Origin of the sequence: Kaistella palustris DSM 21579 (genome assembly GCF_000422265.1) — a bacterium.
GTDB classification, from domain to species: domain Bacteria; phylum Bacteroidota; class Bacteroidia; order Flavobacteriales; family Weeksellaceae; genus Kaistella; species Kaistella palustris.
The window spans coordinates 57,326-79,707 of record NZ_AULL01000012.1 but is presented as its reverse complement, the minus strand read 5'-3'; the positions used below and the strand labels follow the sequence as shown (position 1 = coordinate 79,707).

General features: G+C 41.5%; 21 protein-coding genes. 10 read left to right on the top strand and 11 right to left on the bottom strand.

Translation table 11 applies throughout. The annotated features are described in order from the left end of the window. Nucleotides 1-268 precede the first annotated feature (268 nt). The 4 genes from sufD to H562_RS0101470 form a co-directional block, all read right to left on the bottom strand. On the bottom strand, nt 269-1,588 hold the full coding sequence (sufD, locus tag H562_RS0101485; protein WP_027375890.1) for a Fe-S cluster assembly protein SufD: 1,320 nt from the start codon (nt 1,586-1,588) through the stop codon (nt 269-271). Nucleotides 1,589-1,645: 57 nt separating this feature from the next. After that, nucleotides 1,646-2,389, bottom strand: a complete 744-nt coding sequence (sufC, locus tag H562_RS0101480; protein WP_027375889.1) for a Fe-S cluster assembly ATPase SufC — start codon at nt 2,387-2,389, stop codon at nt 1,646-1,648. A 101-nt stretch (nt 2,390-2,490) separates the two neighbouring features. Beyond that, nucleotides 2,491-3,942 (bottom strand): Fe-S cluster assembly protein SufB, encoded by a 1,452-nt coding sequence (gene sufB / locus H562_RS0101475; protein ID WP_034690505.1) that lies wholly within the window; start codon nt 3,940-3,942, stop codon nt 2,491-2,493. A gap of 21 nt (nt 3,943-3,963) precedes the next feature. Then, the gene (locus tag H562_RS0101470) at nt 3,964-4,293 is read right to left on the bottom strand and encodes a HesB/IscA family protein (RefSeq protein WP_027375887.1); all 330 of its coding nucleotides are present in this window, start codon (nt 4,291-4,293) and stop codon (nt 3,964-3,966) included. A 148-nt stretch (nt 4,294-4,441) separates the two neighbouring features. Between H562_RS0101470 and H562_RS0101465 the strand changes: the two genes are divergently transcribed. Beyond that, the gene (locus H562_RS0101465) at nt 4,442-5,242 is read left to right on the top strand and encodes a GLPGLI family protein (protein WP_027375886.1); all 801 of its coding nucleotides are present in this window, start codon (nt 4,442-4,444) and stop codon (nt 5,240-5,242) included. A 49-nt stretch (nt 5,243-5,291) separates the two neighbouring features. Here H562_RS0101465 and H562_RS0101460 read toward each other — a convergent pair whose 3' ends face one another. Beyond that, the gene (locus H562_RS0101460) at nt 5,292-5,978 is read right to left on the bottom strand and encodes a murein L,D-transpeptidase catalytic domain family protein (protein WP_233701960.1); all 687 of its coding nucleotides are present in this window, start codon (nt 5,976-5,978) and stop codon (nt 5,292-5,294) included. Between the two features lie 216 nt (nt 5,979-6,194). Between H562_RS0101460 and H562_RS0101455 the strand changes: the two genes are divergently transcribed. The 3 genes from H562_RS0101455 to H562_RS15290 all read left to right on the top strand — a co-directional run bounded on the left by H562_RS0101455 (nt 6,195) and on the right by H562_RS15290 (nt 9,769). Further along, nucleotides 6,195-6,566 (top strand): hypothetical protein, encoded by a 372-nt coding sequence (locus H562_RS0101455; RefSeq protein ID WP_027375884.1) that lies wholly within the window; start codon nt 6,195-6,197, stop codon nt 6,564-6,566. A 66-nt stretch (nt 6,567-6,632) separates the two neighbouring features. Further along, nucleotides 6,633-9,293: a TonB-dependent receptor domain-containing protein gene (locus H562_RS0101450; RefSeq protein WP_027375883.1), complete on the top strand. Its 2,661-nt coding sequence runs from the start codon at nt 6,633-6,635 to the stop codon at nt 9,291-9,293. A 32-nt stretch (nt 9,294-9,325) separates the two neighbouring features. Continuing rightward, a complete protein-coding gene (locus H562_RS15290; RefSeq protein ID WP_027375882.1) occupies nt 9,326-9,769 on the top strand; it encodes a hypothetical protein in 444 nt (147 codons plus the stop codon). 190 nt (nt 9,770-9,959) lie between these two features. On the opposite strand, the gene H562_RS0101440 is transcribed toward H562_RS15290, so the two are convergent. Both H562_RS0101440 and msrB read right to left on the bottom strand, forming a co-directional pair. Beyond that, nucleotides 9,960-10,142 carry a CPXCG motif-containing cysteine-rich protein gene (locus tag H562_RS0101440; RefSeq protein ID WP_027375881.1) on the bottom strand — a complete coding sequence of 61 codons (183 nt, stop codon included), beginning with the start codon at nt 10,140-10,142 and terminating at the stop codon, nt 9,960-9,962. A gap of 156 nt (nt 10,143-10,298) precedes the next feature. Next, the gene (gene msrB / locus H562_RS0101435) at nt 10,299-10,838 is read right to left on the bottom strand and encodes a peptide-methionine (R)-S-oxide reductase MsrB (protein WP_027375880.1); all 540 of its coding nucleotides are present in this window, start codon (nt 10,836-10,838) and stop codon (nt 10,299-10,301) included. 75 nt (nt 10,839-10,913) lie between these two features. On the opposite strand from msrB, the gene H562_RS0101430 reads away from it, so the two are divergent. Then, complete coding sequence (locus tag H562_RS0101430) at nt 10,914-12,158, top strand: DUF445 domain-containing protein (RefSeq protein ID WP_027375879.1); 1,245 nt, start codon at nt 10,914-10,916, stop codon at nt 12,156-12,158. Nucleotides 12,159-12,494: 336 nt separating this feature from the next. On the opposite strand, the gene H562_RS0101425 is transcribed toward H562_RS0101430, so the two are convergent. Beyond that, a complete protein-coding gene (locus H562_RS0101425) occupies nt 12,495-13,502 on the bottom strand; it encodes a quinone-dependent dihydroorotate dehydrogenase (RefSeq protein WP_027375878.1) in 1,008 nt (335 codons plus the stop codon). A gap of 100 nt (nt 13,503-13,602) precedes the next feature. Between H562_RS0101425 and H562_RS0101420 the strand changes: the two genes are divergently transcribed. The 4 genes from H562_RS0101420 (at nt 13,603) to H562_RS0101405 (ending at nt 18,462) form a co-directional block, all read left to right on the top strand. Next, nucleotides 13,603-14,094 (top strand): hypothetical protein, encoded by a 492-nt coding sequence (locus tag H562_RS0101420; protein WP_027375877.1) that lies wholly within the window; start codon nt 13,603-13,605, stop codon nt 14,092-14,094. 203 nt (nt 14,095-14,297) lie between these two features. Beyond that, a complete protein-coding gene (locus H562_RS0101415; protein WP_027375876.1) occupies nt 14,298-15,839 on the top strand; it encodes a glycine--tRNA ligase in 1,542 nt (513 codons plus the stop codon). A 93-nt stretch (nt 15,840-15,932) separates the two neighbouring features. Beyond that, nucleotides 15,933-17,069, top strand: coding sequence for a serine hydrolase domain-containing protein (locus H562_RS0101410; RefSeq protein ID WP_027375875.1), 1,137 nt, complete (start codon nt 15,933-15,935; stop codon nt 17,067-17,069). Nucleotides 17,070-17,241: 172 nt separating this feature from the next. Next, nucleotides 17,242-18,462: an aminotransferase class V-fold PLP-dependent enzyme gene (locus tag H562_RS0101405; RefSeq protein ID WP_027375874.1), complete on the top strand. Its 1,221-nt coding sequence runs from the start codon at nt 17,242-17,244 to the stop codon at nt 18,460-18,462. A 62-nt stretch (nt 18,463-18,524) separates the two neighbouring features. Here H562_RS0101405 and bcp read toward each other — a convergent pair whose 3' ends face one another. Beyond that, a complete protein-coding gene (bcp, locus tag H562_RS0101400) occupies nt 18,525-18,974 on the bottom strand; it encodes a thioredoxin-dependent thiol peroxidase (RefSeq protein ID WP_027375873.1) in 450 nt (149 codons plus the stop codon). A 32-nt stretch (nt 18,975-19,006) separates the two neighbouring features. Here bcp and nth point away from each other — a divergent pair, with 32 nt between their 5' ends. Further along, nucleotides 19,007-19,630, top strand: coding sequence for an endonuclease III (gene nth, locus H562_RS0101395; protein ID WP_027375872.1), 624 nt, complete (start codon nt 19,007-19,009; stop codon nt 19,628-19,630). Between the two features lie 31 nt (nt 19,631-19,661). Here the strand turns inward: nth and H562_RS0101390 are convergent, their stop codons facing one another. Both H562_RS0101390 and H562_RS0101385 read right to left on the bottom strand, forming a co-directional pair. Next, nucleotides 19,662-20,045, bottom strand: coding sequence for a response regulator (locus H562_RS0101390; RefSeq protein ID WP_027375871.1), 384 nt, complete (start codon nt 20,043-20,045; stop codon nt 19,662-19,664). 9 nt (nt 20,046-20,054) lie between these two features. Further along, nucleotides 20,055-22,295 carry a PAS domain-containing sensor histidine kinase gene (locus tag H562_RS0101385; protein ID WP_027375870.1) on the bottom strand — a complete coding sequence of 747 codons (2,241 nt, stop codon included), beginning with the start codon at nt 22,293-22,295 and terminating at the stop codon, nt 20,055-20,057. Nucleotides 22,296-22,382 lie beyond the last annotated feature (87 nt).

The following is a 22,382-nucleotide window of genomic DNA, read 5'->3' as shown; positions in this document are numbered from 1 at the left end:
TATCCACCGTGAAAAACAGCACAACTTTAAATGTCACTATAAAATATTAAGGTTTGGATTAAGAATAAAGAGCGAAAGAGTCAAAAAATCTGATGGGCTAAAACCCGTTCCTATTAATTCTTTAAGTTTTTTATAAAGAAATTTTATTTTTAAATCCCAACCGCGACCCGGCCTGAACGGAGCTCTTTTTGCGCAACGGAGTGAAGCAAAAAAGCGGGAGTGGAGGACGGAAGAAGTCGCCCTAATAAAATCCGTCTTTCAATCGATTTTACTCAATATCTTCAAACTCCATTTCCACTTCCAGTTTTTCGGCTAAAAGTTTCGAGATTTTCACCTTTAATGGCTCAATATCAATATTTTCCATCGCATCATTGGCAAAGGCAAACAAAAGCATTGCCTGCGCTTCCTTCTTGGAAATCCCACGCGCACGCAAATAGAAAAGTGCATCATCATTGAGTTGACCGACGGTACAGCCGTGCGAACATTTCACGTCATCAGCGAAGATTTCGAGTTGCGGTTTTGTATCGATCCTTGCACCTTCGTCCAGAAGTACATTATTGTTTTGCTGGTAAGCATTCGTTTTCTGTGCGATCTTATCTACAAAAACTTTCCCGTTGAAAACGCCATGGGATTTGCCTTTATAAATTCCCTTATAATTCTGATAGCTCTCGCAATGCGGCGTTCTGTGGTGTACAGCGGTATGGTGATCCACCAGCTGTTCGCCATCGATGATCGTAATTCCGTTCATAAAGGAGTTAATGTTTTCGCCGTTGTGGATGAAATCCAAATTATTTCTTACCAGTTTCCCACCGAACGAAAATGTGTTTACCGTGGTTAAACTGTCGCGCTCCTGTTTTGCAAAGGTATTGTCTACAAGGTAAGATGTATCGCTGTCATTCTGCAGCTTATGCCAGTCGGCTTTGGCGTTCTGGGCAGTGAAGATCTCGGTCACGGAGTTGGTGAAAACATAAGTCTCATCAAAGTTGTGGTGACTTTCGATGACTTCGATCCTGGCACCTTCTTCTGCAATCAGGAGGTTTCGGGTGTTGTAGAAAATGTTTTCATCCTGATTTTGGGAGAGATAGAACACGTGAACAGGCTTTTCGATCACTACATTTTTGGGCACTTTCAAAAAGAAACCCATCTTGCAGTAAGCCGTATTTAGATTGGTGAAAGCCAGTTCGGGATCCGCTAGTGTATTGAAATACCGTTCAAAAACATCTTTATGGTTGGGATCATTCAACGCATAATTAAAGGATAGAAGTTCCACATTCTCAATGGAAATTTTGGACAGTTCCTTATGCAAAACACCGTTAATGAAAACGATCCAGTCGAAATTCTCTTCACCTAAGTGCAGCTCATCGATCTTTTCCTTAGAGATCGTATGCGCTTCTTTGGGGAATATAGAGTAGTTTTTGTCGGTAATTTCTTTAAGATTCGTGTATTTGTATTCCTCATCTTTTTTGGTCGGAAAACCGAGCCTGAAGAATTTTCGCAGCGCAGCATTTCGGGTTTCATCCAGAAAGCGGTGCTGGAGCGTATCTAAGAAAGCGGAATGATTATTTTGTATATTTTCTAGTAAACTCATTGGAGTGATTTGAAATTTGACATTTATAAAAGTAATCTGCGGTCTGCAAATTCCAAATTAATTCAAAAGCCAGTCGTAACCCTTTTCTTCGAGTTCCAAGGCAAGTGATTTATCACCTGTTTTAATGATCTTACCGTCGGCCAGAACGTGTACAAAATCCGGCTGAATATAATCCAGAAGTCTTTGGTAATGGGTGATCAGTAAAACTGCATTTCCTTCGTTCCGGAACGAATTTACACCGTCGGCCACGATTCTGAGCGCATCGATATCCAAACCGGAATCGGTCTCATCTAGGATTGCGAGTTTCGGATCGAGCATCATCATCTGGAAGATCTCGTTTCTTTTCTTCTCACCGCCGGAAAACCCCTGATTCAGTGAACGTGCCAGGAAATCGCTTTTAATATTCAGTTTATTCGAATTTTCTTTCACTAAAGCCAGGATTTCCTTTGCAGACATATTTTCCAGGCCTTTGGCCTTTCGGTTTTCGTTGATGGCTGCCTTAATGAAGTTCGTTACAGAAACTCCCGGAATTTCTACCGGATACTGGAAAGAAAGAAAAATCCCACGGTGGGCACGCTCTTCCGGCGCATCTTCATTGATATTGTTTCCCTCGAAAAAAATCTCTCCTTCAGTCACTTCGTAATCCTCTTTCCCCGCCACTACAGAAGCGAGCGTAGATTTTCCGGCACCGTTGGGTCCCATTATGGCGTGAACTTCGCCCGGATTTATTTGGAGATTGATACCTTTCAGGATTTCGGTCCCGCCTTCTATTTGAGCGTGTAAATTGTTAATTTTTAACATGATATGAAATGAGGTAATAGTTTAAAGTTAATTACTTCCTGTTTTTTTCTTTAATGATATTTTCTTTGAAATTTGTACCGGCAATTGGCTGCAGGCGTGCGTTATCCTACACTTCCTTCCAGAGAGATCTCTAATAATTTCTGAGCTTCGATCGCAAATTCCATCGGCAGTTTATTGAGAACTTCTTTGCCAAAACCATTTACAATCAAGGCGATGGCCTTTTCGGTGCTTATACCGCGCTGGTTGCAGTAGAAAATCTGATCCTCACCAATTTTTGAGGTGGTAGCTTCGTGCTCAAGTTGCGCAGTGGGATCTTTTATTTCAATGTACGGAAACGTGTGGGCGCCGCATTCATTTCCCATCAGCAGGGAATCGCACTGCGAAAAGTTACGCGCTCCTTTGGCAGTAGGCATCACTTTTACAAGTCCGCGGTAAGAATTATTTGATTTCCCTGCGGAGATTCCTTTAGAAATAATCGTCGATTTCGTGTTCTTCCCGATGTGGATCATTTTTGTTCCCGTATCCGCATACTGATGGTGATTGGTAACGGCAATGGAATAAAACTCGCCAATCGCGTTGTCACCTTTTAAGATACAGCTCGGGTATTTCCACGTAACTGCTGAACCGGTCTCGACCTGAGTCCAGGATATTTTTGCATTATTCTCACAAATTCCGCGTTTTGTTACGAAATTGAAAACACCTCCTTTACCTTCAGCATCTCCGGGGAACCAATTCTGTACGGTAGAATATTTAATTTCTGCGTTATCCATGGCGATAAGTTCTACCACAGCTGCATGGAGCTGATTTTCATCACGCGCAGGTGCGGTACAGCCTTCGAGATACGAAACGTAACTTCCTTCGTCTGCAATGAGCAAGGTTCTTTCGAACTGGCCACTGCCGGACTGGTTGATCCTGAAATAAGTTGAAAGTTCCATCGGACATTTCACACCTTTCGGAATATAACAGAAACTGCCATCTGAAAATACAGCGGAATTTAAGGCTGCATAAAAATTATCGCCGCGTGGCACCACTTTACCGATATATTTTCGCACGAGTTCGGGATATTCGCGGATGGCTTCCGAAATAGCGCAGAAAATAATTCCTTTTTCCTTTAATGTCTTTTGAAAAGTCGTTTTTACAGAAACCGAATCTACCACAATATCCATGGCCACGCCGGTCAGTCTTTTCTGTTCGTTGATGTTGATGCCCAGTTTCTCAAATGTTTTGAGCAATTCGGGATCTACTTCGTCTAAACTGGCGAGCTCGGGTTTCTTTTTGGGTGCTGCATAATACTGTATAGCCTGAAAATCAACTTTCTCGTATTTTACGTTTGCCCAGTGCGGTTCTTCCATCTTCTGCCAGATCCGAAAGGCCTCCAGACGCCAGTCCGTCATCCATTCCGGTTCTTCTTTTTTTGCCGAGATCATCCGCACAACGTCCTCATTTAAACCAATAGGGAAATCGTCATACTCAATATCTGTGGTAAAACCATATTCGTACTGCTTGTTTTCCAGATCGACTCTCAGGTCGTCTTCTGTATATTTTGTTGCCATAATAGGATTCATAATTTTAGATTACAGCGAGAAACTCTCGCCACAACCGCAAGTTCTGTTGGCATTCGGATTGTTGAATACAAAACCCTTCCCATTCAGTCCGCCGGAATATTCCAAAACTGTTCCTGCAAGGTAAAGGATTGATTTTTTATCGATAATGATCTTGATCCCATTATCTTCGAAAACCTGATCTGCATCGGTTTTTTGATTATCAAATTTCAATACATATTCTAAACCCGAACAGCCACCGCTTTTTACTCCAACACGGATAAAATCTTCAAAAGGTTTAAACCCGTCTTCAGTCATTAGCTGAATGGCTTTGTCCTTTGCGTGATCGCTAACTTTTATCATTGTTTTTATTTAGAATGATTTTAGATTGCAAAATTACTAATTATAAAGTGAAAATCAAATTACCGTGCGTATATTTGTCTATGTCTCTTATAGACGCGCATGTTTAACTTTATAGCGGCAACGGCATCAAAAAAAATAAATAGAAAAGATGAAAAAAATCAGCCTATTGCTTTTTGCGCTGTTCGCGCAAATGACTTTTTCGCAGGCAAACCGGTTTGTTTATCAGGTTACCATGAAACCGGATTCTACCAACAGAAGCACCATTAAAACCGAAACTGCTTTTCTGGACATTTCTGACGGGAACTCTGTTTTTTATCCGGAAAATCGGCTGAAACGCGATTCGCTCTTTTCCAGGATGCGCCAGACCGGTAATTTCACTTTCGACAGGAGTCAAATGCAGAATCTGCAGACAAACCTGGATTTCACCATTACAAAGGAATATGCCACACAAAAGAAAACCTACAAGGCACGAATTGGAAGAGATCAGTATGCGTATGACGAGGATCGTGAAATGACCTGGAATATTCTCCCGGAAACAGAAAAAATTGGCGATTACAAAACTCAAAAAGCAGAAACGCAATTTGGCGGCAGAAAGTGGCTCGCCTGGTTCACACCCGAAATCCCTATTCCGGACGGACCTTATAAATTCTCCGGCTTGCCCGGTCTTATTGTGAAGGTAGAGGATACTGCCGGTGATTACAGTTTCGACCTGAAAGAAGCTAAAAAAATTCCGGCACCTGCGGCATTCAACGAACGTGGTCAAACCATAACTGTTAAGAGAGCCGCCTTCCTGAAACAGCAGGAGCAGTTTCGGAAAGATCCCGCTTCAGCATTTTCGGGTCCGGGTCGCGGAGGAAGAATGCAGACTGATCCTGCGCAGCGCAAACAGCTTACAGACCGGCTGAAAGAACAGGCCCGCGGAAACAACAACCCAATTGAACTTGAATAAAAATGATAATCCCGCTGCGAACCTTGCGGGATTATTTATGAATGTTATTTTAAATTACTTCAGCCTGCAACCATTTCGAACTTGCCAGGTAAGCTGAATCGGGATAATAAATGAAAAGGCAGTTACGGCCTTTGATGGTATTGATGATGGGCGCGGCCAGGGCGCGGGGAACTGCGGGACAGCCCCAGCTTCTGCCAATCCTGTGTTGTGATTTTATAAAATCCTGGCTTACGTAATCTGCACCGTGCATTACGATCGACCGTTGCAGAGCAGCATCATTATAACCCGGATCCATGCCGAGAAGCTTCAGTGAAAAGCCATTATTCCCATTATAAGTACTTTCGGTAATATAAAAGCCGAGACTGCTCTGAAGTGAACTTTCGGTATTCGAAAATTTTTGCGCAAACTCATCACCCGTGTTTTTTCCGTGTGCGACCAGGGAATTAAACAGAATCTTCTTTTCATTAAGGTCGATCACCCACAAACGCTGTTTTGTTGATGAAAGGGAAAAATCGCAGATACTTAACAGATGAGCATCTGCAGCCAGTTTACCGGCCTTTTTTAAATTCTGAAATCCCATGAATGCCTTGTAAAATACTTCGGAATTCAACGTATTTCCCTCCTCAAAAGATAGCGAGGAATACAACTGTTCTGCGGAAGAAAGGGCGGTTTCGGAATTTTCTATTTTTAAAGCATGAATGTTTTTTATAACCGGTAATGAATCGGTTTCTGACATTGAAGTCTCAATTTTGTAAAAGGAAGTTGCAAAAAATAACACAGTAAGCAGGGAGCCAAAGAATCTATACATGAAATATTATGTTAAATGATTTTGAGCCTGCAAAAATACAAAGATTTAAATATCAACCAATTGAAGTATGGTTTTTTAACTTTAATTAAGAAAGTTTAACGCAGAATTCTTCAGTTGTAATAAATGTATTAATTTTGCAAAATAATGTCGCGTACGCTGAAAATAATCTTGTTGATTTTCGGTCTGAGTATTTTTATTCTGCCGAAGCAAACCCTGTCGGCGCAAAGCACGGAACAGTGCAGTGACAAAAAGGATATGCAGGAAAACTGCTGCTCTAAAGACAAGAAAACCTGTCATTCCGACAGCTCCAAAAAGAAATCCGAAAAAAGCAACTGTGATGATGATTGTACCAGCTGCCATTTCTGCAGTGTACATGTAATTCAGAATTTTATACCTGCTGAGGCGGTGATCACTGCGGTAAACAGCACATTTGCTGTTAGACTTCAGTCGGGATACAGATTGCCTTATACTTTTTCTTCCATTCCCAATATTTGGCAGCCGCCGAAAATAGGTTAATACATCAATAAGCCAAAGGACTGTTCTTTTGGCAAATTTTTTTTGTCACTTAACTTATTTTAAAAAATGAAAACTTTATTAAAAAGTCTTTTAGTATTTACCCTGTTTTCCTTCTCCTTCTTATCAGCACAAAACCTTTCCGCATCTGCTTTTTATGTAAAAGGTAACTGCGATATGTGCAAAGAAAGAATAGAAACAACAGCTATAAAAACCGGCGCTTCGACTGCCAGCTGGAATTCCGCCACCCAGCAGCTCAAAGTAGAATTTGATCCCGCAAAAACCTCAGCGGAAAACATTCTGCAAAACATTGCGGCCGCCGGACACGATAACGAAAAGTTTAACGCTCCCGCCGAGGCGTACAATAACCTCCCTTCCTGTTGTCATTACGAAAGAACGCCTTCTTTCTTAAAAACCCCTGAAACAACAGCCCTACAAACTGACAACACATATTTTGTGCGCGGGAACTGCGATGAATGCAAAGAGCGCATAGAAACTGCAGCAAAATCTGCAGGTGCAAGTTCAGCATACTGGTCACCGGAAACGCAGGCTGTAGTGTTGGATTTTGATCCTGCAAAAACTTCAGCAGACGCGATTCTTAAAAAAATCGCAGACGTGGGGCATGATAACGAGAAATATCCTGCATCGGATAAAGTGTATAAGAACCTGCCGGGATGCTGCCTTTATGACCGTGATGTGGCCTTTGGCGAAAAAGGCAGCGGTGTACATTCAGACGGACCTGCGCCCAAGAAAGATTTTGCCGACTACGCTGACCACTACAACAAAACCCTGGAGGAAGTGCGTGTGACCAAACTTGCCAGCGCCACCGCATTGAACCGAAAAGACGCGGGATTAACTTTTAACATTGGAACAAAGGAACTTTTAAAAGCTGCATGCTGTAATCTTTCTGAAAGTTTCGAAACCAATGCCACCGTTGATGTTTCTTTCAGCAACGCGGTAACTGGCACCAAACAACTGAAAATGCTTGGGCTGGACCAGAAATATACGGCATTGACCAAGGAACTGTTGCCATCCGTTCGGGGCCTTGCTGCACCTTACGGTCTGAACTTAATTCCGGGCCGCTGGATCGGCGGAATTCAACTCACCAAAGGAGGAAGCACCGTGGTAAACGGCTATGAAAGTATTACGGGCCAGATTAATACGGAACTGCTGAAAACCAATGAAAATCCAGAATCATCGCTCAACTTTTTCGCCGATACCAATGGCCGCGTAGAGAGCAACATTACATCCACTTCACAACTGAACGAACACTGGAACCAATCTGTATTGCTCCATGGAAATGCCACCCTGGGCCGCACAGATTCCAATGATGACGGATTTCTGGACCAACCAACCGGCAACCAGATCAATGCGGCGTATCTTCTGAATTATAACGACCTGGAACATTCGGGGATTGGAACGCATTTCGGAATCAGCTTTGTGAAAGATGAGCGTTTTGGCGGGCAGACTGCCTTTGACAAAAAGATTGACCAATCAAACCAAAGCGCTTACGGTGTCGGAATCGACCTTTCCAGATTTGAGGTCTGGAATAAAACAGGTTACATCTTTAAAGATAAACCTTTTCAAAGTATCGGGTGGATGAACCAATTCACCACTCATCAACAGGACAGCTTTTTCGGAAACCGAAATTACTGGGGAAACCAAAACACTTTCTATTCTAATTTGGTTTTTGAAAGCATCATAGGAAATACCAACAATAAGTTCAAAACCGGCGCAAGTTTTCTATTCGATAAATATGATGAAGACTACCTGACTAAAAACTTTAAACGGACAGAAATTGTTCCGGGTGCCTTCTTCGAATATACTTTAACCGGTTTAAAATATACTTTGGTAGCCGGAGCGCGTGTAGATTTCCACAATGTGGCGGGAATACAGTTTACACCGCGCGTGAACTTTAAATATGATATCGCACCCAAAACCATACTGAGGCTGTCAGCGGGGCGGGGTTTTAGAACAGCCAACATATTCGCGGAAAGCCAGCAGTATTTTGCTTCGAACCGACAAATAGAAATACTGGGAAATGGCGGAAAGATCTATGATCTGGAGCCCGAAATCGCATGGAATTACGGGGCGAGCCTTCACCAGGAGTTTAAACTCTTTAACCGTAAAGCATCATTGGTAGCAGATTTCTTCAGAACAGATTTCCAAAACCAGGTACTGACAGACCTGGATATGTCACCGCAAAAAATTGTGTTTTATAATCTGAAAGGAAATTCTTTTGCGAAAAGTTTCCAAACACAGCTGGATTTTGTGCCGCTAAAAAACCTGGAAATGAGACTGGCATATAAATACTATGATGTGCAGGCAGATTTCGCCGGCGGAAGAAGGGAAATTCCATTTATGGCAAAAAACCGCGGCTTCTTCAACGCCTCATATTCTACTGACAAAACAGAGAAAGGTGCGTTCTGGAATTTCGATACCACACTGCAGCTGGTCGGAAAACAGAAGTTACCAAACCTGAATTCAAATCCGGCAGAATATCAATTACCGGCATTTTCAACTGGCTACGGAACGCTTAACGCGCAGGTTTCCCGAAATTTCAATAAATCAATAAGGGCCTATGTTGGCGGTGAAAACTTAACCGGTTACACTCAAAAAAATCCGATCATCGATGTGCAGAATCCCTTTGGGAATTATTTTGATGCAGGAATGGTTTACGCACCGATCATGGGAGCCAATGTGTATGTGGGGCTCGATTTTACATTATAAATAAATTGTCTATTTTTGAGAAAATTAGAAATATGAAAATACTTCCACTAACAATAATTGGCGCTGTGATGCTGCTTTCCTGTGAGAATAAAAATGCACAGGTTGCAGAAACGCAAACAAATGTGACTGCAAACGTAGATTCTCTGCAGCTCGCAGAAACTTCGGTTTCCACTGGTCAGGCGACTGAAGTCACGGCGGAAACTTCTGCAAGACCGGCACTGAACCCAGCCCATGGTGAGCCTTATCACAGATGCGACATCCAGGTAGGCGCGCCTATTGACAGTGCTCCTGAGCCATCTGCGCCGCAGTTGACACCGAGTCCGCAAGTTTCGGGTTTTAATACAAGTCCGATTGCGCCTTCAGTTACTTCTTCGGCAGCGCCCGCGGCGATTAGCGGACCTAAACCGGCACTTAATCCCGCGCATGGCGAACCGTATCACCGCTGCGATTTGCAGGTTGGAGCACCTTTAACATAAACTTTTTTCGAACTTTTCGATAAGATAAATGCAGCCTGAGCGCTGCATTTTTTTTGTTTGAAATTGTACATTCAGACCTCTGTAAATCTTTTACTGAACGCAAAGGGAAATATAAGAACAGTCGTTTTTTTAGTCGGCATAGAAAGGAATATTAAACCAAAATCTAATTTCGGCTTTTTTTCAGGAAATTTTATTGCTCAATATCCACCGCTTCAAATGCCACCAATTCTTCAGCCTCAAAACTTACATGTAACTCTATAGGATTGCAGCAAATTTCGCAATCTTCGATATAGGTCTGATCGGAAACAGAGGAATCCAGCAGGACTGAAATTTCTTCCCAACAGTACGGACAGGTAAAAAAGTGTTCTAACATGACAGGCTGAATAAAGATTAAAATTTTTATTTAATGCCGGGAACAAGCTGTTGAGAAGATGAAAAATTTTACTGAAAACTTAAAAGATCTCCACGAGTCAAAATAATATTGCCCACGAAATTTATTTTTGAGCAATAATTTATCCAAAAATGCAGTTTATTTTGCTGCCACCTTACTATCCGGTACAAATTCAAGGCTTACAGAATTCATACAGAACCGTGTACCTGTAGGTGGCGGACCATCATTGAAAACGTGGCCTAAATGCGAATCGCAACGTTTACAGAGAACTTCGGTGCGCTCCATCCCGTAAGAAGAATCCCGCTTATACGTTACGCCTTCTTTATCTGCCTCGAAAAAACTTGGCCAGCCACAGGTTGACGAAAATTTCGAATCTGAACGAAACAGATGATTACCGCACACTACGCAGTAATATTCGCCCAGTTCATCAAATTTATTGTATTTCCCAGTGCCGGGTCTTTCGGTTTCGGCTTCGCGGGCTACTGCGTAGACTTCCGGATCCAGGATTTTTTTCCATTCAGAATTGGGAACATTCAGTTTGGTTCGGTCCGTTCGGGAGTAATAAGGATTGTTCTTCGCTTGGGTATTTTCCATCTTGAAGGTAGATTTTTGGGGTTGCTTAACTTGTGAACACATCTGTAAAGAAATGCAGACTAATATAAATAGGATTGGTTTCATAAAGAATTATACGATTTTCTGCACGGTTTGGATTTAATTAAAAGTTTCCTGATCAAAATTAGTATTTTTGAAGCAATGAACGACACTGAAAAAAAATCGCAGCTACAGAAATACAAATTGTTTGCCACGGGATTGTTTGTCTTAATGGCACTTATTTTTGTTCTGATGACGGTACTGCAAAAAGAAAACAAAGCACACTGGATCGGCTACATCCGCGCCTTTTCGGAAGCCGCAATGGTTGGTGCACTTGCCGACTGGTTCGCGGTAACAGCGCTTTTCAACTATCCACTCGGGTTAAAAATCCCCCACACCAACCTCATCGAAAACAGTAAGGAGAGAATTGGCGATAACCTGGGCAACTTTGTGGTGGAGAACTTTCTTTCCCCGAAAAACATCCGGCCGTATATCCAGAAAATCAAAGTATCTAATTTCGTGGGTGACTGGCTCTCAAAGGACAAAAATCAACAAAATCTGTTAAAAGAACTTTCAGCAGTTGTCCTAAATATCCTGAATAAACTTGATGATACCGAAGTGGTAAATTTTATCGCTAAAAAAGCAAATCAAATGACCGATGACGTAAAGATCAATCAGATCATCGGCAATGGGCTGCAATATGTTTTAGATAAAAACGACCACCAGCGGTTTATTACCAATCTTTCCAAACAGATCAAAGAATATGTGCTGAATAATCAGGAAATCGTGAAACAAAGGGTAAAAAGCGAGAGTTTCTTTTTGGTTCCCAAGTTCGTAGATGACGGCATTGCAGAAAAGATTACCAAAGGTCTGTCGAACTATTTTGAAGAAGTGGAAAATGACGAAAACCATGCCCTGCGTCACGAAATCACGGGCAAACTGTATGGATTTTCAAAGGAAATTCAGACCGAAGAGAAATGGGCAGAAGAATTCCGGGAAATAAAAAACGATTTTTTAACGGAAGAAAAGATCACCCAATATTCTACCGACATTTGGAATTCCATCAAAACTACTTTGTCAAAGGAACTTCAGGAAGAAAGGTCAGCCTTGAAGAATTATCTGCAAAAAAATCTGAGTGAATTGTCTGGAAACCTGAAAACTGATGAAAATTTTCAGCATAAAATCGATCATTGGGTTCGTGTGACAGCATACAAATACATTCTTAAAAACACACATCAGTTTGGCGCGCTGATCAGTTCTACAGTCGGAAACTGGGAAGGTAAAGAGCTTAGCGAAAAACTGGAACTGGAAGTTGGCAAAGATCTGCAGTTCATCCGCGTGAACGGAACTGTGGTAGGCGGTTTGGTAGGCCTGATAATTTACACTGTGACGGAATTCTTTTTATAAGCGGGAAGTTTGAAGTTGGTAGTCGGAAGTCGGTAGTTGGTAGTTTGATAACTGCTTGAGGAAAGCATGAATTAATTTTAATAAATCTTTATTTTAAGCTGTTTCTAAATGCTACAATCTAATTCATTAATTGAAATGCTTCGTCATAGTTTCGCGAAACCCTCCTCTTGAAAATAATTTCAACATATGATCCCCGAAATCCATAGAAATATTCCAAACTCTTAATTTTTCAAATTTGAATGCCATAGGTTTATGTTAATATTTGATAGCACTGTCTATATTTCTGCCTAAGATCTTCGGACTCCAGACTTCAAACTCAAGTCTCCAGACTTCAGACTACAAACTTTCTAACAGCTTTTGATTGATCTCCCCGATCAGTTCCGGACCTTCATAAATAAATCCGGTATACAACTGCACCAAACTTGCGCCTGCCTCAAGCTTTTCGAGTGCATCTTCCGCAGAATGAATTCCACCTACACCAATGATCGGGAACGCTCTATCACTTTTTTCGGAGAGAAATCGGATTACTTCTGTCGATCGTTTCGTTAAAGGTTTTCCGGAAAGGCCGCCGCTTTCCTTTTTATTTTCCGAACTTAAATTTTCCCGCGAAAGCGTGGTATTGGTAGCGATCACGCCGGCAATTTTTGTGTCTTTAATAATTTCAATAATATCCAGAAGTTGGTCATCACTTAGATCCGGCGCGATTTTTAAAAGAATGGGCTTCGGTTTTGCTTTTTGGGAATTGAGTTTCTGAAGCGTCCCTAAAAGTTTCGTTAAAGGTTCCTTATCCTGAAGTTCGCGCAGATTCGGTGTATTGGGCGAACTTACATTAACCACAAAATAATCAACGTGATCGAATAATTTCTCGAAACAGATGACGTAATCATTTACTGCATCTTCGTTTGGAGTGATCTTATTTTTACCAATATTGCCACCGATCAATACATTTTTATTTTTCCTGAGTCGCGCTACTGCTGCGTCTACTCCACCGTTGTTAAAACCCATTCGGTTGATAATCGCTGAATCTTCTTTCAAACGGAACAATCTTTTTTTTGGATTTCCATCCTGCGGTTTCGGCGTTAATGTTCCGATCTCAACAAAACCAAACCCTAAACGGGAAAGTTCGTTGAACATTTTTGCATCCTTGTCGAAACCGGCAGCTAAACCAACGGGGTTTTTAAATTTCAAGCCAAAAACTTCACGTTCGAGCCTTTTATCTTCGATTGGTTTGGGGAGAAAAAATCTGGTAAGAAAAGGAAATTTCTTTAAAACCCAGAAAGTAAAATAATGAACTTTTTCCGGATCAAATTTAAAGAGAATCGGGCGGACAAAGGTTTTGTACATGAAAAAGAGGTTTTGCAAATATAATCATTTCAGGAGATTTGTTTTCTAATCTATAGCGAAAACCGCACTAATTTTAATATTTTAGCAACAAAAGAAATCAATGCAAAAAATTTTACTTTTAAGTTTATTAATCGTTTTCCAAAGTGTTTTTTCTCAAGTTAGTATGGAGAAAAATAAGCTGACAAAAGATGGACAGGTTTATAAAACCTCTCAGTACAAAGAAGTTTTTAAAAATCAGGACGCCATTAATTCATTTCAAAAACATAGAAGCAATAAGACGGTTGCAAGTGTTTTCGGCTTTGCGGGTGGATTTAGTTTGGGTTTTGGACTTGCTCAAGCTTTGCGCGGCGAAGAAAAAACGGTAACCACAAATGGTGGAACCCAAACCGTAAAAGTGGAAAAAGCAAAAGGATCATTGGCAATGATCGGAATTGGAGCTGGCTTAATTGGAGTGGCAATTCCCTTCGCAATCTCTTCCGGAAAAAATGCCAAAAAAGCCCTTCAGCTGGAAAATGGAGAATCTACGACGTTTAAACCGTATTTTAAAGTGGAAACCGCGGGAAACGGTTTGGCTTTGAGTTATAATTTTTAAAGAATTTCTGAATAAAATTTATAATAAAGATGGAAAATCATTTCCGTCTTTTTATTTATAAAAAAACAGAACTTTTAAATCCAGGTCTGAAATAGCCCTGATCGAAACGGCATCCCCGCCGCGGCGGGATACAGTGGAGAGCAGGTTCCCGGCTCCTGAAAGTCACAATAAAATTCCCTATTTTTGCATAAATTCTAAAGACGATGGCTAAACAGGAAGATGTTTTCAAAAAGTTGATTTCGCATGCTAAAGAGTATGGTTTTATTTTCCCTTCAAGTGAAATTTATGACGGGCTTTCAGCGATTTACGATTACGGACAAAATGGGGCTGAACTTAAAAACAACATCAAGCAGTATTGGTGGAAAGCAATGGTACAGCTGAACGACAACATTGTGGGAATTGATTCCGCGATCTTTATGCATCCAACAATCTGGAAAGCTTCGGGTCACGTTGATGCTTTTAACGATCCATTGATTGATAATAAAGACAGTAAAAAACGTTTCAGAGCCGACGTTTTGCTTGAAGATTATTGTGCGAAACTAGAAGATAAAGCGCAAAAAGAAATCGACAAAGCTGCGAAAAGATTTGGCGATGCATTCGATAAAAATGAATTTGAAAACACAAATCCACGTGTTTTAGAATACAGGGAAAAACAGAAAACGATTCTTTCGAGAATGGCACAATCCCTTGAAAAAGAAGATCTTGCCGACGTGAAAGCATTGATTGAAGAACTGGAAATTGCTGATCCTGATACCGGTTCTAAAAACTGGACGGATGTTCGTCAGTTCAACCTGATGTTCGGCACAAAATTGGGTGCGTCGGCGGATTCTGCAACGGATTTATATTTGAGACCGGAAACGGCGCAGGGAATTTTCGTGAACTTCCTAAATGTCCAGAAAACATCCCGTCATAAATTACCTCTTGGAATTGCTCAAATCGGGAAAGCCTTTAGAAATGAGATTGTTGCGAGACAGTTTATTTTCAGAATGCGTGAATTCGAGCAAATGGAAATGCAGTATTTCGTACCTCCGGGAACGGAATTAGGTTTCTATGAAACCTGGAAAGAGAAACGTTTGAACTGGCATTTGGCATTAGGTCTGGGTGCAGAAAATTATAAATTCCACGATCACGAAAAATTGGCGCATTATGCAAATGCTGCGGCTGATATTGAATTTAAATTCCCATTTGGATTTAAAGAACTGGAGGGAATTCACTCCAGAACTGATTTTGATTTAAGCGCTCACGAAAAACATTCAGGTCGTAAATTGCAGTATTTCGATGCTGAGAGAAATGAAAATTATGTTCCTTATGTTGTGGAAACTTCGGTTGGTTTAGACCGTTTGTTCCTGGCAATTTTCTCTAACTGTTTGAAAGACGAAGTTTTAGAAGACGGTTCAGAAAGAACTGTTCTTTCTCTTCCACCAGCTTTGGCGCCAGTAAAAGCAGCGATTTTACCTTTAATGAAAAAAGATGGTTTAGGCGAATATGGTGAGAAGATCTTCAATGAATTGAAATATGATTTCAACATGATTTATGAAGATAAAGACAGTATCGGAAAACGTTACAGAAGACAAGATGCGATCGGAACGCCTTTCTGTATCACGATTGACCACGATTCACTAACCGACAACACCGTGACTTTAAGAGACAGGGATACCATGAAACAGGAAAGAGTTGCTGTTGCGGATCTGCGTAGAATTATCGACGAAAAAACAAATTTCCGAAATTTGCTTTCCAAGATTTAATTGTTAGAGAAAACTTATAAAAGTCCCGCCTTGATGCGGGACTTTGCTGTTTAAAGGTTATTTTTATAGTACAGGAATATTAAAGAAAACACAATGTTCAAAAAAATTTTTCAGGGCCTACTTCTCGCACTTGCTGCTGCAATAGCTTTTACGTACGCTTTTGGCTATGACTACCTTTTCAGGGGAATCCGCAACACCTATCTTCGTGGAGAAAGCGGCTCTACGATCGACGACGGTAAATATTTCCCATCGCATTCAATCGCAAAAGGAAACGCGGTTCCGTGGACTGAAGATTCACTTTACAACCGTAAGCCTTTACCTAAAGATCTCGTTGAAAATCTAAAAAAATCCAAAACGGCCTCTTTCCTTGTCATTAAAAAAGGAAAACTTCTGTACGAAGAATATTGGGATGGTTACACAAAAGATTCTGCAACCAATTCTTTTTCTATGGCCAAAGCAGTTACGGTGATGCTTGTTGGAAAGGCAATTCAAGAGCAAAAGATTAAAACTCTGGACGAAAAATTCGCCTCTTTTTTTCCGGAATTTTCTGAGCTCGACCCTGGGAAAGATCTTACCCTCGAAGATCTGGCGAAAATGGAAGCCGGCCTGAACTGGGACGAAGACTACAGAAATCCTTTCCTTCAAAATGCAAAAGCGTACTACGGAAAATCTCTGGAAGTGGCTGTCCTGCGCAGTACTTTTAAAAATAAACCGGGCACAGAATTCGAATATCAGTCCGGCGCGACGCAACTGCTGGGTTTTGCGCTGAGAAAATCTTTGGGCGGCACAATTTCGGAATATGCCTCAGAAAAACTGTGGAAACCGCTTGGCATGGAACACAGCGCCAAATGGAATACCGACGATTTTGGTATGGAAAAAACATTCTGCTGTATCAATTCTTACCCGCGCGATTTCGCCAAACTCGGGCAGCTTTTTCTGGATGATGGAAAAGTTGGAAATACCGAAATCATCAGTTCTGAATTTCTCAAAAAAATGCAGACTCCTACCAAACTTTCCCGTGGGGCGTACGGAATGGGGCTTTGGATCAATAATGATGCACTCATAAAACACTATTATTTCTACGGATTGTACGGCCAGTATATTATCATTGTTCCCGAAAAACAACTTGTAATCGTACGCACCGGCACTTATAACAATCAGCCGAAAGATGCCAAAGGCCGCCCACTGCAGGTGGAATTCCTGGTGAATGAAGTATCGAAATATCTTTAAAGAAAATTTTTGGTTTCTTCAAATTACACTGAGAAATTAAAACAGCATTTTCAGGCAGATCGGAACAGTTTTTAACCCAATCTTTTAACTTTATAACTGTAGTTTTATTGCAAGTGAAATCCGAATATTTAAATTTAAAATCCGTAAATTTGAAACATTCTAAATAAGCACCATGTTCGACATTCAAAATATCCGCAGTCAGTTTCCTATACTCTCCCAAACCGTGAACGGTAAACCTTTGATTTATCTTGATAATGGCGCCACTTCGCAGAAACCGGCGTCGGTCATTGAAAGCTGGGAAAAATATTATACGACCATCAATGCCAATGTTCACCGGGGAATTCACACGCTGAGTCAGCTGGCGACCGAAGAAATGGAAGTTTCCCGCAGGAAAGTGCAGAAATTCATCAATGCTAAAAATGATTTCGAAGTTATTTTCACGAAGGGAACAACGGAAGGCCTTAACCTCATCGCTTATGCAGTTACGAATTTCATTAAAAAAGATGACGAAATAATCATTTCCTATTTAGAACATCATTCCAACATCGTTCCCTGGCAAATGCTTTGCGAAAGAACCGGCGCAAAGCTGAAAGTGATCCCGATGGATGAAAACGGAATTCTTCAGCTGGATTTTTTGGATCAAAATTTAAGTGAAAGAACGAAAATCGTTTCCTTAAATCAGGTTTCAAATGCCTTAGGCGTCATTAATCCAATTGAAGAAATCATTAAAAAAACCAGAGCGAATTCAGACGCGATGATCGTAATCGATGGTGCGCAGTCCGTGCCGCATTTCAGGATTGATGTACAGAAAATGGATTGTGATTTTTTCGTTTTCTCGGGGCATAAAATGTACGCACCGATGGGCACGGGAATTCTTTACGGAAAAGAAGATATTCTAAGAAAGATCAGTCCGTTTCACGGTGGCGGTGAAATGATTGCCACCTGCTCTTTCGAAAAAACGACTTACGCGGAACTGCCCTTTAAATTTGAGGCAGGAACCCCAAATGTTGGTGGGGATATTGCTTTGGGTGCAGCTGTTGATTTTATGGAAAAGGTGGGACACGAACATATTCAGACGCATGAAAATGCCTTGCTTGAGTATGCACAAAAGAAACTCCTGGAAATTGAAGACCTGAAAATTTATGGTGAAAAAGCCCACAGAACCGGCGTTGTTTCTTTTAATTTAGAAGGCGTTGGCATTGCTTCAGATGTCGGAATGATACTGGATAAACTGGGAATTGCTGTGCGTACAGGCCACCACTGCACTCAACCTATTATGGATTACTTCAATATCGCAGGAACTGTCCGTGCAAGTTTCGCAGTGTACAACACATTTGAAGAAATCGATGTTTTAGCAGATGGTGTTCGGAAAGCGCAGCGAATGCTGGGTTAGTTAAACGATTGCACCCTTATCTATATCTGAGTTTTTGAATATTCGAAATAAAGAACTGTTGATCAGCCCTGAAGAATCTGTTGTGCCGCTTCCTGCGTTTTAACCTTGTCAATTACGCGGGTGCAGATTCCGTTCTCATCAAAAATAAAAGTGGTCCGAACTATTCCCATGAACTCTTTTCCCATGAATTTTTTCAGTTGCCAAACCCCGAATTTTTCGATCACCTCCTTACTTTCATCGGCAAGAAGCGGATATTGAAAATCAAATTTCTCGTGAAATTTCTTTTGCGCTTTTACGGGATCGGCCGAAACTCCCAAAAGTTCATAGCCTTCTTTTTTTAAAACTTCAAGATTGTTATTCAGATCACAGGCTTCTGCTGTGCAGCCGGGCGTATTGGCTTTGGGATAAAAGAAAACGATCAGTTTTTTGCCTGCAAAATCTTCAGAACTCACGGTCTCGCCTTCCTGGTTAACACTTTTAAATTCGGGCAGACGGTCTCCAACTTTAAGCATAATGTGTATTTTTGTTCAAATTTAATGTTAAAATGACGAAAAAGCAAAGAGCCGAAATCATCCTCACAGAACTGGAAAAAATTTACCCCAAAGTAGCGATTCCGCTGGATCATGTGGATCCGTTTACTTTGCTGGTAGCGGTCGCACTTTCGGCCCAGACCACCGATAAAAAGGTAAATGAAGTGACACCGAAACTTTTCGAGGTAGCGGGAACACCTTTTAAAATGAAGGAACTGGAAGTGGACGAGATAAAGTATCTGATCAAAGAAATTGGCCTGGCAAATACGAAAGCGCGGAACCTGAAGAAGATGGCTGAAATTCTGGTGGAAAAACATAACGGTGTGGTACCACAAACCTTCGGGGAACTTGAAGAACTTCCCGGTGTAGGCCATAAAACCGCTTCGGTAGTAATGAGCCAGGCGTTCGGAATTCCTGCTTTTCCTGTGGATACGCATATTCACAGGTTAATGAAACAGTGGAAACTGACCTCAGGAAAAAATGTAGTGGAAACAGAAAACGATGCTAAAAAACTCTTCCCGAAAGAGACCTGGAACAAAGTTCATGTGCAGATCATATTGTACGGCAGAGAATATTCGCCGGCGCGCGGCTCTCAGGAACGTGATTTCCTCACGCCGCTGCTTTTCCCTGAAAAATAAATTAGTGAATGAATTTGTAAATGATCTTCATTTAAGAAACCGGGTTTTCCCCCGAAAATTCAGGTTTCATCAGCTGATCTACCTTGCCGATCAGATCTTCAATTTCAAAAGGTTTGGTAAGAAAATCATCCACACCCGCGTTTTTGCTTATTTTTCTGGCGTCCGGATGTGCAGACATCATCATGATTTTAATATGGTTTGTGGCAGGATCCTTCTTGATTTCTTTAGTTAAAGTGCGCCCGTCGTAACCCGACATCAAAAGGTCGGTGATAATAAGCTGCGGTTTGGATTTTTTGATGATGTCGCCGAACTCGAGCGGATTACAGCAGGATTCCACTTCGTAACCTTCAGAAAGAAGAATATTTTCTATGAGCTCGCAGATATCTTTGTTATCATCAACAACCAGAATTTCCATACTTAGAATTTAAATTTTATTTAAAGGTAGAGAAAAGTAAAATTTACTGCCTTTCTCTTTCTCACTTTTCACCCAGATCTTGCCTTCGTGTCTTTCCAGAATATCTTTAACAATGAAAAGCCCGATCCCAAAGCCGGGGTAAGTTTCCTCATCTTCACCGGAGACACGGTAGAAACGCTCGAAGATCTTCAGCAGCTCACACTCATCCATGCCGATACCGAAATCTTCTACAGACACCACAGCATTGCCGCGCTCCACAAAAAGCTCAACATCTACCCTTTTCTTTAGCGGCGAATATTTAATGGCGTTGGTCAGCAGATTATTTAAAACCTGGGTAATTCGGTCCTTGTCTGCATACACCTCAATATCCGACGTATGTTTCAGTTCGAAATTGATCTGATGGCTTTGTTCGGAGGCCTTAATATCTTCGATGGTTTCGGTTACCAGACCAACGAGTGAAAAAGTTTTTTTGTTAAGCGGCAACTTGCCCGATTCCATTCGCGAAATATCCAGCAAGTCACCAATGAGCATTGTGAGCTTATTCACCTGATTTTCGATGGTGTTCAGGGAATTTGTCAGGAATTTATCATCGGACTGGCCGCGCATTTTTTTCAGCAGCTGCACATATCCTTTAATGGTTGTCACAGGAGTTTTCAGTTCGTGATTGGCCATTTTAATGAAATCATTCTTCTGCTTTTCCTGCTTCTTCATATCGTCGATATCCGTACTGGTGCCGACCCATTTTCTCACATTTCCGTTTTCATCAATTTCGGGGAAGGCGCGGCTCAGGAACCAGCGGTATTCATTATTCTTATTGCGGAAACGGTGCTCAAAATTGAAAGGCTCCTTGGTGCGCACGCAATGTTCCCATAACCGCACATTTTCAATCTGTTCGTCGGGATGCACGATGTCGATCCAACCATTTGCGGAAACAAATTCGTTATAATTCTTACCGGAATAATCCAGCGTTGCCTGGTTAAAATAGGTCAGGCGCCCATCGCTCTCGCCAATCCACACGATCTGCGGCATTGCATCGGCCAAAAACCGGTATTTCTTTTCGCTCTCTTTAATGCTGCGTTCGTAATTTTTGTACTCTGTAATATCGCGGATGGTTCCGGAGATGTATGATTTTGCACCTTCGGGTGACTGTAGCAGACGGCCGTACAATTCGATCCACTTTTCCTGGCCGTCGCGCAAGATTACTTTTGCCTGATAGTAAAGATCGCCCGTTTTAGCGGCTTTCTGTAAAGCCTCCGCTCTTCTTTCCCGAAAATTGGGATGGATATGTTTTTCAAAAACCTTTGAACTTAATATTTCAGTCTTGGGGTCATACCCCAGAATTTCCATAAAACGTGGCGAAAAGTTATATTTTTCCAGCGTTTCAAAATTCATATCAAACCGGCCAAGTTTGGTGGCATCCATGGCAGTATTCAGCTGATGATGACTTTCCTGCAACAGCATTTCCTGGATCTTTCTGTCGGTGATGTCCTGCAGAACGCCTACCATGCGGCTTGGCATACCGTCTTCCTCAAAAAATATCTTGCCGTTGGTATAGATCCATTTTTCACACTGCTCTTTATCTACGATCCGCGCTTCATACTGATAAATGCCGGTTTTCAGCGCTTTATCAAAAGCCCGTTCAACTATGTCTGTCCGGTCGCGTTCCACAATATGACTCCGCAGAATCGCATGAGTGACCTGATCGGTTTTTTCATATCCAAAAATTTTCGACAGATAAGGAGAATGAATGATCTCGCCGGTTTTCAGATTAAGATCCCAGGTCGCGGTATGCGAACTTTCGGTAGCGAGACGGAGCCGCTCCTCATCGGCTTTAATTTTATTTTTAATGCTGATCAGATCCGTAACTTCCAGCACTACGGAGGCAAAAAATTTAAATTCGCCAGCGTCGTCGTAAATTGGGTGGTACACAAAATTAAAAAACACCTCCTCGGTCTGGCCGTTCCGGTTTCTCTTTAAACGGTATTCCGGTGAGTAAAACGGTTTTTTTGTTCTTTTGATATTTGCCAGAATGGCTGTGAAATCACGTGCATTATCGGGCATGAAATCGAAAATATTTTTGCCGATAACTTCTGCATGTGAGCGGCCGAGAATATTCAGCCAGGTTTCGTTGGCGTACTCAATAAGATGATCGCTGTTATGCAGCGAAAATCCAAAAGGCAGCTCCCATAATACGTTTTCTAAAACATTTTGCTGCACGGCGAAAGCAGGAAGTGGCGCATCGGTTTTCATTAAGACAAAAAAAATTTAAATGTAAAAATACTGTTTTTATTTAAAAGGTCTTTGACCGCATTTTATTATGGTGCCATATTTCTTACT